We start from the raw sequence: 15,288 nt of genomic DNA on the forward strand, positions 1-15,288 counted from the left end.
CTTGTTATATTACTAAAAGTAAAACAAGGAGGTTTTATGTCATACGTAAGATGTCTGACCTTTTAGAAAAATAAAAATAAAAAAAGACCCATATGGATTCACTTTCATCTATGAGAGAAAGCTAATCAATATGAGTCCTTTTTTGCACATGGGCTAATATTCATTAGTTTTCCCCATAGTCCAGCAATTTAAGGTTGCCGGGTAGAAACTCTCGATCCATATTATCGAGTATATATGAGGTAACATCGTCCGTATTAAATTAGTAGTAGCGTAACATTAACAGAGAACTATCGTCAATAGCTTTTTTTCTTCCAATAGAAATAGACCATATAAGTATGATAAAATGTAACGCAGTGTTATGAAAAAGAGAGGTCGGAAAATGAGTACAAAAATGACGCCACCAGTTGAAAAAAACGAGTTTATAGATGTAGTATTTGAAGATTTAACACATGATGGTGCCGGTGTTGCGAAAGTAAAAGGCTATCCTATTTTCGTTAAAAACGGATTACCAGGTGAAGAAGCACAAATTAAAATTATTAAAGTAAAGAAAAACTTCGCATTCGGTCGTTTAATGAAGCTTCATACAGAGAGCCCATATCGTAAAGATGCAGAATGCCCAGTGTACAATCAGTGCGGCGGTTGTCAGCTTCAGCATTTAACATATGAAGGACAATTACAAGCGAAAGAAAAACAAGTACGTGACGTTATGCAGCGCATCGGCGGATTAAGTGATGTTCCTGTTCATCCTGTACTTGGCATGAAGAATCCGTGGGTATACCGTAACAAAGCACAAGTACCAATTGGAGAACGTGAAGGTGGACTTGTAGCTGGATTCTATCGTCAAGGAACACATGACATCATTAATATGGAATCGTGTTTAATTCAAGCAGAAGAAAACGATACATTAATTCAAGAAGTAAAACGTATTTGTGAAAAACACGGGATTTCAGCATACAACGAAGAGCGTAACAAAGGAACACTTCGCCACGTAATGGCTCGTTACGGGCAAGTAACAGGGGAAATTATGCTTGTCTTCATCACTCGTACAGCAGAATTACCAAACAAGAAAGCAATCATTGAAGAAATTGCTGCGAAATTCCCTGAAGTAAAATCGATTGTTCAAAACGTAAACACGAAACGTACAAACGTAATCTTCGGAGACAAAACGACAGTACTGTACGGATCAGAATATATTTATGACTTTATCGGTGACATTAAATTTGCGATTTCAGCACGTTCATTCTATCAAGTAAACCCAGAACAAACGAAAGTGCTGTACGATAAAACGTTAGAATACGCAAAATTAGATGGTAACGAAACAGTAATTGATGCCTATTGCGGAATTGGATCAATCTCCTTATTCCTAGCACAAAAAGCGAAAAAAGTGTACGGCGTTGAAATCGTCCCAGAAGCAATCGAAGACGCAAACCGAAACGCAGCACTAAACAACATGACAAACGCTGAATTTGGTGTAGGAGAAGCAGAAGTAGTCATTCCAAAATGGTACAAAGAAGGCGTAATCGCTGATACAATGGTCGTAGATCCACCGCGTAAAGGTTGCGATGAGGCACTACTTAACACAATCATCGACATGAAACCAAAACGCGTCGTATACGTATCATGTAACCCAGCAACATTAGCACGTGACTTAAAAGTACTAGAAGAAGGCGGATATAAAACGCAGGAAGTACAACCTGTTGATATGTTCCCGCATACGACTCATGTAGAGTGTGTAGCTTGGCTGAAGTTGGTATAATAGGAAAGCAGTTGATATAGGAAAATCTATACCATCTGCTTTTTGGTTTATCCCGCTTTACTGGGCAGTAAGACCCCCCGCCTCAAAATTCATCGCAAGCAAAGAAGTTAGGTGGGGATCAACTGCCCATAAAAGTCCGATTGGTGAGGGCTGATAATCAGTGGGGGATGAAGAACCCCCACTGATTAAAGTTTCACTTTATTGAGAGTTTGAAATTGTATTCATAGTGAGAGGATTTGAATTTGAAATGATAGATAATTTTTGGCGTGATTTACCACGACCATTTTTCGTACTTGCACCAATGGAAGATGTGACAGACGTTGTTTTTCGTCACGTAGTAAGTGAAGCTGGTAGTCCAGATGTATTCTTCACAGAGTTTACAAACTCGGATAGCTATTGTCATCCAGAGGGTATGAAAAGTGTACGTGGCCGTTTAATTTTTACAGAAGATGAACAACCAATCGTGGCGCATATTTGGGGAGATAATCCTGAATACTTCCGCCAAATGAGTATTGGTATGGCAGAGTTAGGATTTAAAGGCATCGATATTAATATGGGTTGCCCTGTACCAAACGTAGCATCAAGAGGAAAAGGTAGTGGCCTTATTCTACGTCCAGACGTTGCGGCAGAACTTATTCAAGCAGCAAAAGCGGGAGGGCTACCTGTCAGTGTAAAAACAAGACTTGGCTTTAAAGAGTTAAGCGAGTGGGAAGATTGGTTAACGCACATTTTCAAACAAGATATCGCAAATCTTTCTATTCACTTACGTACAAGAGAAGAAATGAGCCAAGTGGATGCGCACTGGGAGCTAATTCCGGAAATTAAAAAATTACGTGATCGTATTGCACCAAATACGCTTCTAACAATAAACGGAGATATCCCTGACCGTAAAACAGGGCTGGAGCTTGCTGAAAAATACGGCATTGATGGCGTAATGATCGGACGAGGAATCTTTAAAAATCCATTTGCTTTCGAAAAAGAGCCAAGAGAGCATAGTAGTAAAGAACATCTTGATCTTTTAAGACTGCAGCTGGATCTTCAAGATCAATATGCAGAAGTATTACCACGCTCTATCACAGGATTACATCGCTTCTTCAAAATTTATGTAAAAGGCTTCCCAGGAGCTGCTGAATTGAGAAATCAATTGATGAGTACGAAATCAACGAATGAAGTACGTGCATTGCTTGATAAGTTTGAGGCGAGTGTGAATGTAGTAGAAGGTAGTGAAACAGTGTAACTTTTGAAAGTTACACTGTTTCATTTTAATTAAGGTGGACTGTATCAGAAGTAAAGGCGTAAAACAAGGGTAAGAAAAGAATACAAGAGAAAAGTAAAAATGGTAGGTTGGTCTTGATTTTCAATGATAGTATCATGTTTATTTTATTATGCCTATAATTGGAGGCCGTGTGAATGTTAAGTGATCAGGCGAGATATTCTAGGCTCGCGAATATAACAAAAATAATAAATACAAAATTAGAACTACGTGAAGTATTGCAGCGTGTAACAATTGCGATATCAGAGGAGATTGTTAAGTGTAACTCTGTTGGAATTTATTTACCCCAGGAAGATGGAACGTTTAGAGGGTTTGCAGGAAAACCAGAGACAATAAATGGCGTAACGCTCGATACTCAGGTAATTGATCCTGAAATAGACTTACTGGCAAAAGAAGTTATTGAAACAAAAAAAACGATTTATATCCCTGATACATCAAAGGATGATCGACCAGATTCGAGACCAGTTGCTGCGTTCAAAATTAAGTCCTTATTAGCTCTGCCCATCTCATTTGAGCAAGAGTTATTTGGTTTGGTTTTTTTATTTGATTATGGAGTTCCTATGAACTTAACAAATTCAGAAATTCAAAGTGTTGAAGCTTATGTAAATATGGCTGCGGTCGCAATTCAAAATGCAAATAATTTAAAGCAAAAGGAAAACCTTATTGCTGAGAAGCAGCTGTTACTAAATGTTAACCGTGATTTATCAATGTGTTCCTCGATACAGGAGAGTTTTGATAAATGTTTTTTTTACTTAGGACAGATTTTAGAGAGTAAAAACATGGCAGCTCACCTTTTAGACCCCCTAGACAAAACAACGATTAAAACAACGAAGTTAAGCAAGGAATGTGATTGGACAGAAGCGGATTGGATGGAGAAAAGCTATGAAGCCAAGATCCAAGAGGTTATCCAAACAAAAAATATAGATAGTAATGGTCTACTGATGATTCCATTGGTTTCAATGGGAGAAGTATTAGGGGTAATCGTCGTTGGCAAAGAGGGAAAAGCTCACAATTATGATAATTCCAAAATACAACTGGCAAAATCTATCGTTGATGCAACAGCGCCTACGTTTTCAAACTTGTTATATATGGATCGACTTGAAAGCATGGTGGAAGAGCGAACGAGAGAACTGGCTGTTGCTAATAAAAAAGTTACAAGTGTGATTGAAAGTATTACGGATGGATTCTTTACTTTAAATAATACGTGGGAATTTACGTACGTAAATAAGCATCAATATTTTCCACAAAGAAAAACAGCAAAAGATGTATTAGGAAAGAATATATGGGAGATTTTCTCGAGTAGCGTTGACGAAGTCATATATAAGGAACTTCATCGTGTAATGTCAGAGCGAACTACAGTGTATTTTGAATTTTTTTCTGCCCCTGATGAATATTGGCACGAAGTTATTGCATACCCGTATGATGATGGTATTTGTTGTATTTTTAAAAACATAACGGAAAAAAAGCAGTATGAGCAGGAATTGAAAAGGTTATCCAACATAGATTTAATAGGGCAAATGGCAGCTGGTATCAGCCATGAGATTAGAAATCCAATGACAACAGTACGAGGTTTTTTGCAGTTATTAAAAGAAGAGCCTACCTATGAGAAACATAATAAGCACTTTAATTTAATGATTGAAGAACTTGACCGTGCTAATTCTATTATTACTGAATTTCTATCAATGGGTAATACAAGGAAATCGGATTTACAGATGTTAGATTTAAATTCAATTATCCGTGATATTATTCCTTTAATAAAGATTGATACGCATAATCAAAATAAATATATTGAAGTCGATACAAATGACATTCCGGAATTACTTTTAAATCGTAATGAGATACGGCAATTATTAATAAACTTATACCGTAATGGCCTAGAAGCGATGGACAAAGAGAAAGTTCTAACCATTAGCACCTATAAAGAAGGTCGACATTGTGTGGTGCTTGCAGTGCGGGATCAAGGAAAAGGTATCAGGCCTGAAGTATTAGAGAAACTAGGTACTCCATTTTACACAACCAAACATAATGGAACTGGATTAGGGTTAGGTGTATGTTATGCCATTGCCGCCCGTCATAATGCAAAAATAGAAATTCAAACGGGATCCGAAGGCACTACTTTTTTTGTTAAATTTGATTATGGAAATAATAAAAAATAACCTTATTTAGATTAGTTTTGTTGAACTGTACCACAAGTATTTATATTTGAGTAGTATAAAAAATGGACAAACTTATATTAGATTTGTCCATTTTTAAGTGTGTTAATTAATAGTAAATCCTCAATCGAAGTTTCGTTCAGCATCTTTATAATCAATTAAATATTCAATATTGATATCTTCATATGCTAATTCTAGTATCAGTATGATTTTATTGGAATTAAATATAAAATAAAGCTGCTAAACAGCATATGTTGCTGTTTTAAAATCATCTCCACAAGCATTAATCCACCTAAGACTACAAAACATTCCTCTAAAATGTTAAAGTAGTAACTTAACGACATGAATTTACACATGCTAAAGGCATTATTATATTTAACATTTCAGGAGGAAATACAATGGCAATGAGCAACAACGATATATTAAAAAGAGTAAGGTATGCTTTAGATATAAGAGATATAGATATGGTAGAAATCTTTAAACTTGGCGGGATGGAAGTAACGAAAGAAGACGTAGTTGATATGCTTACAAAAATAAAGAGAGCTCCTCAGCATGAAGCTGAAAATGATGATGTGATCGAAGATGAGTACGTAAAAACATGCGATATGATGATGTTAGAAGCATTTTTCAATGGATTTATTACTTTAAAAAGAGGGAAGCAAGATCCGAAACCTGGACAACCGGCACCTGTGCAAAGCAAAGAGAGTGCTAACAACCTTCTACTAAAGAAAATGAAAATTGCACTATCTTTAACGAGTGAGGATGTACTTGATATATTAGATAGCGTAGGCGTTACGGTGACTAAGGGAGAACTAGGCGCTCTATTAAGGAAAAAAGGCCATAAAAATTACAAAGAGTGCGGCGATAGATATGCAAGGAACTTCATTAAGGGGTTAGCTGTAAAGTATAGAGGATAATGAGTCCGTTAAAGCGGTAAATGATATAATAGGTAGAGTAGGACGTTCGTATCCTACTCTTTTTTATATGTAAAATAATACGTTAGGTGATGAAATGGTACATACATATTTAGGTGAGACAATTAATTTTCATATAACTTATAAAAAGAAAAAATCGGTGCGTCTTTTCGTAGATTCGTACGGAAATGTAGAATTACAAGCTCCGAAAGGCACACCTGTTGAATACTTAGTCCAGTTGTTAGAGGAGAAATGGGATTGGATTCAAAAAACACGTAAGGAAATGCAAGAGCGAGCGCTTGGACCACAAGAAAAGGATTATGATCAAGGAGAGGGCTTTCTGTATTTAGGAAATATGTATCCGATACAAATCTCTCAAGATGCAAGTATTACGCAAGATAATGCAGTATTTGAAGGAGATAAGCTACATATTTATGTGAAAAATACAAAAAGCGTTAAAACGATTTTACTATAAGCAGTGTAAGTCATTAGTAGAGAAGAGTATTAAAGCGCATCAAAGTAACTTCAAAACAAAGCCTCGTTCTATTCGTATTACAGATAGTAGTCGCACATGGGGGACGTGTGATTCAAATTTACAGCTAACATTCAATTGGAAGTTAGCGATGGCACCACAGCGAGTAATCGATTATGTAGTTGTTCATGAAATGTGTCATATGGTTCATTTGAATCATGATCGATCTTTTTGGCGTCTTGTTGGGAAGATAATGCCTGATTATAAGGAAATGGAGGATTGGTTAGCGTTATCTAGTTGGAAGATGACGGTTTAGTGGTGCGCTTTATATGTTTAATGAAGAGAAAATAAAAGGAGATATCACAAGCAGACATCTCCTTTTTGGTGTAACAATTATCGCCCAAACTTCACAATAAAATCTTCGTCCATTTGCTCCAGGTCATACCCGCGGTAACCGTCCGAAAGCAACGCCTGCTGTCCACCAGCGTCACTCATCGGAATGCTCTTAACATCTGTCCAATCCCTTTCCTTATCCCCACGCAATTCTTTCACAAAAACATACCGCATACTTCCGCCATATTTCTCTTTCAATGCAGCAATCTCCATTCCTTGCGCAAACTTATCCTTCAAACTCGGAATGTTAAAAGGGGCAACAGTGCAGCAAACATAGTCGTATTTGCTGTCTTCTTTTTGTAATTCGTCCATGATGACTTTCGCTAATATTTTTTGCATCCCATTTCCTCGGCAGTTCGGGTGAACGTTTGAGATTTCTTGATAGATGACGCGATGTAGTTCGCTTTCTGGTATGCCAATATCAAGTCCTAAATGTTCTTCGTCGATAGGAGGGACGAGTAGGGCACGAAATGCGATGAGTTCGTTTTCGATAAAAGCACCGATCATCATGCCGTTTCCCTCTAGAATGTATTGAAATTCTTCTAATGAGAGTGGTTGTAAGCGACTTTTATCTTCTAGTGCTTCGACTACAACGTTTTGTAGAGATAAGATTTGTTCGATGTGTTTTAGTGATAGCAATGTAACCTGAAATGGATCGTTATTTTGTTTTAATGATCCTTTGTATAGCACTGTCATGTGTTAGCCCTCCTTTAGCGTACAACGTCTTGAAAGACGGTTAGTTCTTGTAATGTATCTTCATTTATTTCAATGCCGAGTCCCGGCTTTTCATTTAAGCGAATAAATGGTACGTCGTAATGTAAGTTTCCGATGTCTTTCGTGAATTTTAATGGACCTGTAAGTTCAACGCTCGTAATAATTTTTTTCGAAAAGGCGACATGGAATCCTGCGGAAGAGGCAACAGATGATTCGACCATGGATCCCACTTGGCATTCAATGCCGGCCATTTCTGCTTGATGAGCGAGTTTTACAGCGGGATATATGCCGCCGCATTTCATTAGTTTTATATTTACTTTATCAGCCGCGTCTAATTTTATAATTTGGCGCATTTCACGAGAGCCTTTTAATCCCTCATCAATCATAAGTGGAAGGTCTGTTTTAGAACGAATGTGAGCCATTGCGTCAATATCGTCTGCAATGACAGGCTGTTCAATCCAGTCGATGTTTACATGATCTAATGAACGAAGTGCCGTTAATGTGTTTGCGCTATTTTTCCAACCTTGGTTTACATCAACACGAATCGCGATATCATTTCCTACACGTTCACGTACGGCTTCAATTCGTTTTACATCTTCTTTTACATTTGTACCGACTTTCATTTTGAATGATTGGTAACCTTTTTGAATCATGGAAGCAGCTTCTTTTGCCATGGCTTCAGGTTCGGCAATACTTAAGACGTGAGTGACAGGAAATTCCTCATGATATCGTCCGCCAATTAATTGATATACAGGTTGATTTAATTTTTTACCCATTATATCGAAACAAGCGATATCAATGGCAGCTTTCGCAGTAGGAACACCGTAAATTGTGTTATCCATCATATCGTGTATTTTCTCGATACTCATTGGATCTTGTCCGAGGAGCGCAGGAGCAAGTGTATGTTTTAAAGTATGGAAAGTACTTTCCCATGATTCGCCTGTAACGTGATCATCAGCAACACCTTCACCGTAACCGGTAATACCTTCATCTGTTTCCATTTTAACGATAATAGAAGGCATATCAGAATAAGAACCATAACTAATAACAAATGGATCGCGAAGCGGTAAACGAATTGCATAAAGATGAATAGCTGTAATTTTCATTAGGTAGAGACCCCTTCCTGTTTACAATAGTTTTGTACATTTGATATAGTTGACGTTAAATAGTCGTTAATTAATGATAAGGAGTTAGAGAAATCATGATAAAAATTGCAGTTATTGGTTCAAAAGAGTTTATGGAGACACTGTTACCTGTTGCTCATAAACTAGAAGAAATAGAGATTGATCCATATATTTACCTTCATCCGGCAGAATCTTCTGAACTATTAAAGCGTTTAAAGCCTTGTGATTTCATCTTTTTCTCAGGTGCTTTACCTTATTATATGGCAAAAGAAATAAGAGAACAATTACGAATTCCAAGTACGTACTTACAGCAAGACGAGGCAACTGTCGCATCTTCCATTCTCTCTGTCATGTATCACCAAGGTATTCAACCACATCAAATTTCAATTGATTTAGTAGACCGTTCATTCATTACAAATGTGTTCCATGATATTGGCATAAAAGAAAAGCCACAAGTGTTTGATTATAAAAATATGCTGTGGAGCAAAGATGAAATAAATAGAGTTATTGATTTTCATGTAGCTAAATATCAATCTGGAGAAGCACATTTAGCTTTAACTAGTATTCACGCTGTCTATGATGAACTTCAAAAAATAGGTATTCCTTCAGAACGTATGATAGATCCGAAGCAATCCATTATACATGGGTTAAAAGATGCAAAAATAAAAGCTGAGTTAGCAAAAAGCCATTCAGCTACTGTTGGCGCTTGTAGGATTTCTTCTTTAGAATTACGAGAAGGTTTGCTTGAGCAATTAGATGCCATTTCCAAAGCACTACATGGTTCATTTAAAAAAGTTGATGAAATGACGTTCATTTTGTATACGACTCGTGGTGATATTGAATCGATTATAAAAACGAATATGATAAATCATTTATTTGCGAGTATAGAAGGAACGATAGCTATTGGATTTGGTTACGGAAAAACTGTAAAAGAAGCGGAGCAAAATGCTAAAATCGCTCAAGATTTTGCAGAAAACAATCCAATAGACCACTGTTTTTATATACTAACAAGTGATAAAGAACTATTTGGTCCGTTCCCGAAAGAACAGAGAGTACAAAGTTTGAAGAATGAAAACCCGGAACTAATGAAAATAGCGAAAGAAACGAAACTTAGTCCAGCAAACTTATCAAAAATTATTCAATTTAGTCAATCACATTCGTCATTGAAGTTTACAGCAGCAGATCTTTCTGAATACTTACAAGTGACTCGTCGATCAACAGAAAGATTATTAAAGAAACTAGTTGATTATGGATATGCTCATATTTGCGGCGAGGAAATGCCCTATCAACAAGGACGCCCTCGCGCAATATATGAACTGAATTTACCGTTATCTTTAAGCTTCTAATTGAGATTTTTGTTTTTTTAGTAGTTCTGCTTTTTCAATGTCAGATAGTTTTGTAATTGTGAGACCAGTTATACCATAAATAATCGAGATAATAGGTACGATGAAATTCAATATAGCATAAGGAGCATATTCGAATGCGCCAACTCCAAGTGTTGCGAGTATAAATACACCACATGTATTCCAAGGTACAAAAACAGAAGTTAATGTTCCGCCATCTTCTAATGCTCTGGATAAATTTTTAGAATGTAGTCCCTTTTCTGTGTATGCATTTGCGTACATTCTTGAAGGAACAACAATCGAAATATATTGTTCAGAGCAAGTAAGGTTTGTTGCAAAGCAAGATGCGATAGTAGAAGCGATAAGTCCTTTTGCTGATGTCGCTAATTTTAAAATTTGATTTACAATTGAGCGAAGAATACCAGTATGTTCTAGTACTCCGCCAAAAGTCATAGCGACAATGGTCATAGAAACAGTATTCATCATCGAATCTAAGCCACCGCGGTTAAATAGTTCGTCTACTAGCTTGTTTCCAGTGTCTATGACAAATCCAGCTTGGAGTGCACCGACAGAGGCTGAGACAGAACTACCTTGAATAAAGACTTGTGATAAAAATCCTAAAATAATACCTACGAGAATAGCTGGTATAGCTGGCACTTTTTTAGCGACCAATACCATAACGGCTACAGGTATGATTAATAGGAATGGTGAGATAACAAAGTTTTGTTGCAACACTTGTAACGTTTGATCGATGCTTTTTGCATCAATATTGTTTTCGCCGAAACTTCTTCCTAAGAATGCATAGATGACAAGAGTAATAATTAAACCTGGGATTGTAGTAAATAACATATGACGGATATGTGCGAATAAATTTGTATTTGTTAATCCTGCGGCTAAGTTTGTCGTGTCTGAAAGCGGTGACATTTTATCGCCGAAATAAGAACCGGAAATGATAGCACCAGCAACCATTGGAGCTGGGATTCCCATACTTAGGCCAATTCCCATTCCAGCAACACCAATTGTTCCCATTGTAGACCAAGAGCTACCGATCGCTAACGCAACGATAGAACAAATCACGGTAATTGAAACTAAAAATAGTGATGGAGTTAAAAGTTTTAACCCGTAATAAATCATTGTTGCGACGATTCCGCCGCCAATCCAAGCACCGATCGTTAAACCTACAAGAATAATGATAACGATAGCGGGTAATGCGAGGCGAATTCCTTTATACATTGCTTCTTCAAGATCGTTCCACTTGTAGCCATAGCGCCAAGCAACGATAGAAGCAACGGTTGTACCGATAATAAGTGGGACGTGAGGGTTTTGTTTTAATACAACAATTGTAACCATCATAACTGCAACCGTAATGATAATAGGGATTATTGCTACTCCAAAAGGTATTTCTTTTTTCATAAACTGCCTCCTCATTATGTATGTTTGTATTTTTTGAATTGTCGCAAAATAGACGTTATTAAGTTATAATAACTAAAAATTAATGTAAGCGTCAATAAAGAAACAGAAAATAAGGAATGTTCTATCGTTATAAAGTGAGTAGGAAGAAGTTGTCGATTGTATTTAAAAATAAACAATTGACTTTTTTCTTAAAATTCAATATGTTCATAAAAACATCTGTTTTTCATAAGTATAATTAACCTGAATGGTTTTGGAATTTGGGAAGGAGAATGTAGCTTTGAAAACATTAGAATTACAAGAACGTTTAACTGAAATTTTTCAACATTTACATGAAAACCCTGAAGTGAGTTGGAAAGAGTATGAAACAACAGCGTATATTACTAACTTTTTAAAAGAAGAAGGAATTTCATATAAAATATTTGATGATTGTCCAGGTGTGATTGCGGAAATCGGAAGCGGAAACCCAGTTATTGCGATTCGTGCCGATATGGATGCATTGTGGCAAGAAGTAGATGGTGAATTTAAAGCGAACCATTCATGTGGTCACGATGCACATATGACAATTGTGATGGGGCTTATTTTACAATTGAAAAATATGAGATGGGATAGTGGAACGGTTAGATTTATTTTTCAGCCGGCAGAAGAGAAAGGAAATGGCTCTTTAAAGATGGTAGAGAAGGGTGCTGTGGATGATGCTGACTTCTTATTTGGTGTTCATTTAAGACCAATTGAAGAACTTCCTTTGAAACAAGCTGCCCCGTCTATTCGTCACGGAGCGGCAGGGTTTTTAGAGGGTACAATTCATGGAGATGATGCACATGGAGCACGCCCACATCAAGGGATAAATGCAATTGATGTCATTTCTATGATCAACATCGGTTTGAAAAATATATGGCTACCACCGCAAAGTTCTTATTCAGTAAAGATGACGAGATGCCAAGCTGGTGGAGATAATTTAAATATTATTCCGGGTAACGGGCATTTTAGCTTAGATGTCAGAGCAGAGAGTAATACATTATTAGAAGAATTGAAGAAAGAAATAGAACATGTAATAAAATCGGCTGCATCGATGGGATCGGAAACTTCATACAAATGGATTGATCTTGCACCAGGAGCTGAAGTGTCAGAAGAAGCTGAGCGCTTTATGCGAAAAGGCATTCTTGAAGTATACGGGGAAGAGGGATGCACCGGACCGCTGTATACGACAGGAAGCGATGATTTCCATTACTACACAGTGAAGAGACCACATTTAAAAGCTGTCATGCTCGGACTCGGGGCAAACTTACAACCTGGATTACACCATCCGTATATGAAGTTCGATCATAGTTGTATTATGGATGGAGTAGAAATATTGAAACAAACTGTATTGAAAGTGTTAGAAGACAGGGGCTAAAGAGCTCCTGTTTTTTTGTCGTGAATTGTCGGTAAGTCGATATATTAAAAAAATCGTCGATATAATTTCACGCACCAATTAATGCAATGAAAAATCCCTCTCCGGTACATGGTGTATAATAATAAGTACCATTTTCTAATAGGAGAAGACGAATGAACGAACAATATTACGATGCTGTATTACATATAAAAACTGTTGGTGAGCAAAAGGGCTTTAACAAGTCTATGCACTATCATCGTTATGAACCGACGCCATATAGAGGATTAGATGAACTATTAAATCAGTATGAAATAAGAAGTAGTGACCGAGTTGTAGACTTTGGATGCGGAAAAGGACGATTAAACTTTTATATGCACCATAAGTGTGGTGCTTCAGCGGTTGGAATTGAAATGAATGAAGAGTTTTATAAAGACGCGTTGGATAATCTTAATCGTTATGTACGAAAGGTAAGAAACGTTAAAGATAAAATTGGGTTTGAATGTTGTTTAGCGCAGGAATATGAAATTGATCCACGTGATAACCGCTTTTATTTCTTCAATCCATTTTCTGTACAAGTATTTATGAACGTAGTAAATAACATCTTACTTTCGGTAGAAGCGACGGAGAGAGAAGTGGATATTATTTTATACTATCCTTCTGAAGATTATATTTTCTTCTTGGAGAATCAGACTGCGTTTGAGCTGAAGAGAGAAGTAAGGTTGCCAGGAGCTTATGAGAAGAATGGGAATGAGAGGTTTTTAGTTTATACATTAAGATTATAAAAAAAGCAGGTGCCGAGGCACCTGCTTTTCTTTACTCACGTCTATATAATTAGTTACGGATTAAGTAATCAAATGCACCTAAAGCTGCATTCGCACCTGAACCCATAGAGATGATGATTTGTTTGTACGGATTATTTGTACAGTCACCTGCAGCAAACACTCCTGGTACGTTTGTAGCGCCGTGCTTGTCTGTTACGATTTCACCGCGAACGCGTTCAACTGTTTCGCCTAACCAGTCTGTGTTTGGAACAAGACCGATTTGTACGAATACACCTTGTAATTCAACGTGATGAACTTCTTCAGTTTCACGATCGATGTAAGAAATACCGTTTACTTTGTCAGTACCAGTGATTTCTTTCGTTTGAACATTTTTCAGAACAGTTACGTTTGGTAAGCTGTTAAGACGTTCTTGTAATACAGCATCAGCTTTTAATTCTGGCATGAATTCAAGAACAGTTACGTGCTTAACAATACCCGCTAAGTCGATAGCTGCTTCAATACCAGAGTTACCTCCACCGATAACTGCTACGTCTTTTCCGGTGAATAATGGACCGTCACAGTGTGGGCAGTATGCTACACCTTTATTTTTGAACTCAGCTTCACCTGGTACGCCAACGTTACGCCAACGAGCACCTGTAGAAACGATTACGCTCTTACTTTTCAGAATAGCGCCGTTTTCAAGTTCCACTTCAATAAGTTCTTTTTTCTCTAAACGTTTCGCACGTTGTAGATTCATTACATCGATGTCGTATTCTTTAACGTGCTCTTCAAGACTTGCTACTAGCTTAGGACCTTCAGTGCGTTTTACGCTGATGAAGTTCTCAATGCCCATAGTATCCATTACTTGACCACCGAAGCGCTCAGCAACGATACCAGTGCGGATGCCTTTACGTGCTGCATAAATTGCTGCACTTGCACCAGCAGGGCCGCCACCAACAACAAGAACATCGTATGGATCTTTATCAGAAAGCTCTGATGCATCTGGACCGTTACCCATTTTAGCTAAAATTTCTTCAAGTGTCATACGACCGCTTCCGAAAGATTCGCCGTTTAGGAATACTGTTGGTACTGCCATGATATCTTTACTTTCTACTTCCTCTTTGAATGCAGCGCCATCAATCATAGTATGTGTAATACCAGAGTTTAGAACGCTCATTACGTTAAGAGCTTGTACAACATCAGGACAGTTATGACAACTTAGGCTGATATAAGATTCAAAATGATATTCGCCTTGAATGTTTTTAATTTGATCGATTAATTTTTGTTCAACTTTTGGAGCGCGTCCACTTACTTGTAGTAAAGCTAGTACTAATGATGTAAATTCGTGTCCTAATGGAATACCAGCGAATACAACACCAGTGTCTTCACCAGGGCGATTTACGCTAAAGCTTGGTGTTCTCTCTAATTCAACTTTTTCTACTGTAATCTTAGATGACATAGTAGCTAATTCGTCTACTAGAGCTAACATATCTTTAGATACGTCGTCGTCTCCTGCGCTTACTTTAAGTAAAATATCGTTCTCCATTAACTGAAGGTATTGGGATAGTTGTGTTTTTATATCTGCATCTAGTATCATTTT

At 37.2% G+C, this 15,288-nt stretch carries 11 protein-coding genes, 1 pseudogene and 1 riboswitch; of the genes and pseudogenes, 8 read left to right on the forward strand and 4 right to left on the reverse strand.

The features are described 5' to 3' along the window. Positions 1 to 156: 156 nt before the first annotated feature. Positions 157 to 258, reverse strand: a riboswitch (purine riboswitch). A gap of 121 nt (positions 259 to 379) precedes the next feature. The 5 genes and pseudogenes from rlmD to Q9B79_RS22700 all read left to right on the forward strand — a co-directional run bounded on the left by rlmD (position 380) and on the right by Q9B79_RS22700 (position 6,884). After that, positions 380 to 1,756, forward strand: a complete 1,377-nt coding sequence (gene rlmD / locus Q9B79_RS22680) for a 23S rRNA (uracil(1939)-C(5))-methyltransferase RlmD (protein WP_046199382.1) — start codon at positions 380 to 382, stop codon at positions 1,754 to 1,756. Between the two features lie 247 nt (positions 1,757 to 2,003). Next, positions 2,004 to 2,993, forward strand: coding sequence for a tRNA dihydrouridine synthase (locus tag Q9B79_RS22685; protein WP_306187845.1), 990 nt, complete (start codon positions 2,004 to 2,006; stop codon positions 2,991 to 2,993). A gap of 173 nt (positions 2,994 to 3,166) precedes the next feature. Next, on the forward strand, positions 3,167 to 5,185 hold the full coding sequence (locus Q9B79_RS22690; protein ID WP_306187847.1) for a GAF domain-containing sensor histidine kinase: 2,019 nt from the start codon (positions 3,167 to 3,169) through the stop codon (positions 5,183 to 5,185). A 395-nt stretch (positions 5,186 to 5,580) separates the two neighbouring features. Next, positions 5,581 to 6,099: a YehS family protein gene (locus tag Q9B79_RS22695; protein WP_306187849.1), complete on the forward strand. Its 519-nt coding sequence runs from the start codon at positions 5,581 to 5,583 to the stop codon at positions 6,097 to 6,099. 94 nt (positions 6,100 to 6,193) lie between these two features. Further along, a pseudogene (locus Q9B79_RS22700) lies at positions 6,194 to 6,884 on the forward strand (M48 family metallopeptidase). A gap of 77 nt (positions 6,885 to 6,961) precedes the next feature. On the opposite strand, the gene Q9B79_RS22705 reads toward Q9B79_RS22700, so the two are convergent. Both Q9B79_RS22705 and Q9B79_RS22710 read right to left on the reverse strand, forming a co-directional pair. Further along, entirely contained in the window at positions 6,962 to 7,657 is a 696-nt protein-coding gene (locus Q9B79_RS22705; RefSeq protein WP_306187851.1) for a GNAT family N-acetyltransferase, read from the reverse strand. A 14-nt stretch (positions 7,658 to 7,671) separates the two neighbouring features. Further along, the gene (locus Q9B79_RS22710; RefSeq protein WP_306187853.1) at positions 7,672 to 8,781 is read right to left on the reverse strand and encodes a mandelate racemase/muconate lactonizing enzyme family protein; all 1,110 of its coding nucleotides are present in this window, start codon (positions 8,779 to 8,781) and stop codon (positions 7,672 to 7,674) included. Positions 8,782 to 8,873: 92 nt separating this feature from the next. Here Q9B79_RS22710 and Q9B79_RS22715 point away from each other — a divergent pair, with 92 nt between their 5' ends. Continuing rightward, positions 8,874 to 10,145, forward strand: a complete 1,272-nt coding sequence (locus Q9B79_RS22715) for a transcriptional regulator (protein ID WP_306187988.1) — start codon at positions 8,874 to 8,876, stop codon at positions 10,143 to 10,145. Here the strand turns inward: Q9B79_RS22715 and nhaC are convergent. Continuing rightward, positions 10,134 to 11,555 (reverse strand): Na+/H+ antiporter NhaC, encoded by a 1,422-nt coding sequence (gene nhaC / locus Q9B79_RS22720; protein WP_306187855.1) that lies wholly within the window; start codon positions 11,553 to 11,555, stop codon positions 10,134 to 10,136. The genes Q9B79_RS22715 and nhaC overlap by 12 nt on opposite strands. Before the next feature lie 277 nt (positions 11,556 to 11,832). On the opposite strand from nhaC, the gene Q9B79_RS22725 reads away from it, so the two are divergent. Beyond that, positions 11,833 to 12,948, forward strand: a complete 1,116-nt coding sequence (locus Q9B79_RS22725) for a M20 peptidase aminoacylase family protein (protein ID WP_306187857.1) — start codon at positions 11,833 to 11,835, stop codon at positions 12,946 to 12,948. 152 nt (positions 12,949 to 13,100) lie between these two features. Then, positions 13,101 to 13,709, forward strand: coding sequence for an SAM-dependent methyltransferase (locus Q9B79_RS22730; RefSeq protein ID WP_306187859.1), 609 nt, complete (start codon positions 13,101 to 13,103; stop codon positions 13,707 to 13,709). Between the two features lie 49 nt (positions 13,710 to 13,758). On the opposite strand, the gene ahpF is transcribed toward Q9B79_RS22730, so the two are convergent. Beyond that, the gene (gene ahpF / locus Q9B79_RS22735; RefSeq protein WP_000599492.1) at positions 13,759 to 15,285 is read right to left on the reverse strand and encodes an alkyl hydroperoxide reductase subunit F; all 1,527 of its coding nucleotides are present in this window, start codon (positions 15,283 to 15,285) and stop codon (positions 13,759 to 13,761) included. Positions 15,286 to 15,288: the final 3 nt, after the last annotated feature.

The organism is Bacillus sp. MHSD_36, assembly GCF_030757775.1.
In the GTDB taxonomy this organism is placed as follows: domain Bacteria; phylum Bacillota; class Bacilli; order Bacillales; family Bacillaceae_G; genus Bacillus_A.

Bases quoted from the DNA above. Each gene is read 5' to 3' on its own strand.
- nhaC (WP_306187855.1), bottom strand. From the start codon at position 11,555: ATGAAAAAAGAAATACCTTTTGGAGTAGCAATAATCCCTATTATCATT.
- Q9B79_RS22710 (WP_306187853.1), bottom strand. From the start codon at position 8,781: ATGAAAATTACAGCTATTCATCTTTATGCAATTCGTTTACCGCTTCGC.
- rlmD (WP_046199382.1), top strand. From the start codon at position 380: ATGAGTACAAAAATGACGCCACCAGTTGAAAAAAACGAGTTTATAGAT.
- Q9B79_RS22705 (WP_306187851.1), bottom strand. From the start codon at position 7,657: ATGACAGTGCTATACAAAGGATCATTAAAACAAAATAACGATCCATTT.
- Q9B79_RS22685 (WP_306187845.1), top strand. From the start codon at position 2,004: ATGATAGATAATTTTTGGCGTGATTTACCACGACCATTTTTCGTACTT.
- ahpF (WP_000599492.1), bottom strand. From the start codon at position 15,285: ATGATACTAGATGCAGATATAAAAACACAACTATCCCAATACCTTCAG.
- Q9B79_RS22730 (WP_306187859.1), top strand. From the start codon at position 13,101: ATGAACGAACAATATTACGATGCTGTATTACATATAAAAACTGTTGGT.
- Q9B79_RS22690 (WP_306187847.1), top strand. From the start codon at position 3,167: ATGTTAAGTGATCAGGCGAGATATTCTAGGCTCGCGAATATAACAAAA.
- Q9B79_RS22695 (WP_306187849.1), top strand. From the start codon at position 5,581: ATGGCAATGAGCAACAACGATATATTAAAAAGAGTAAGGTATGCTTTA.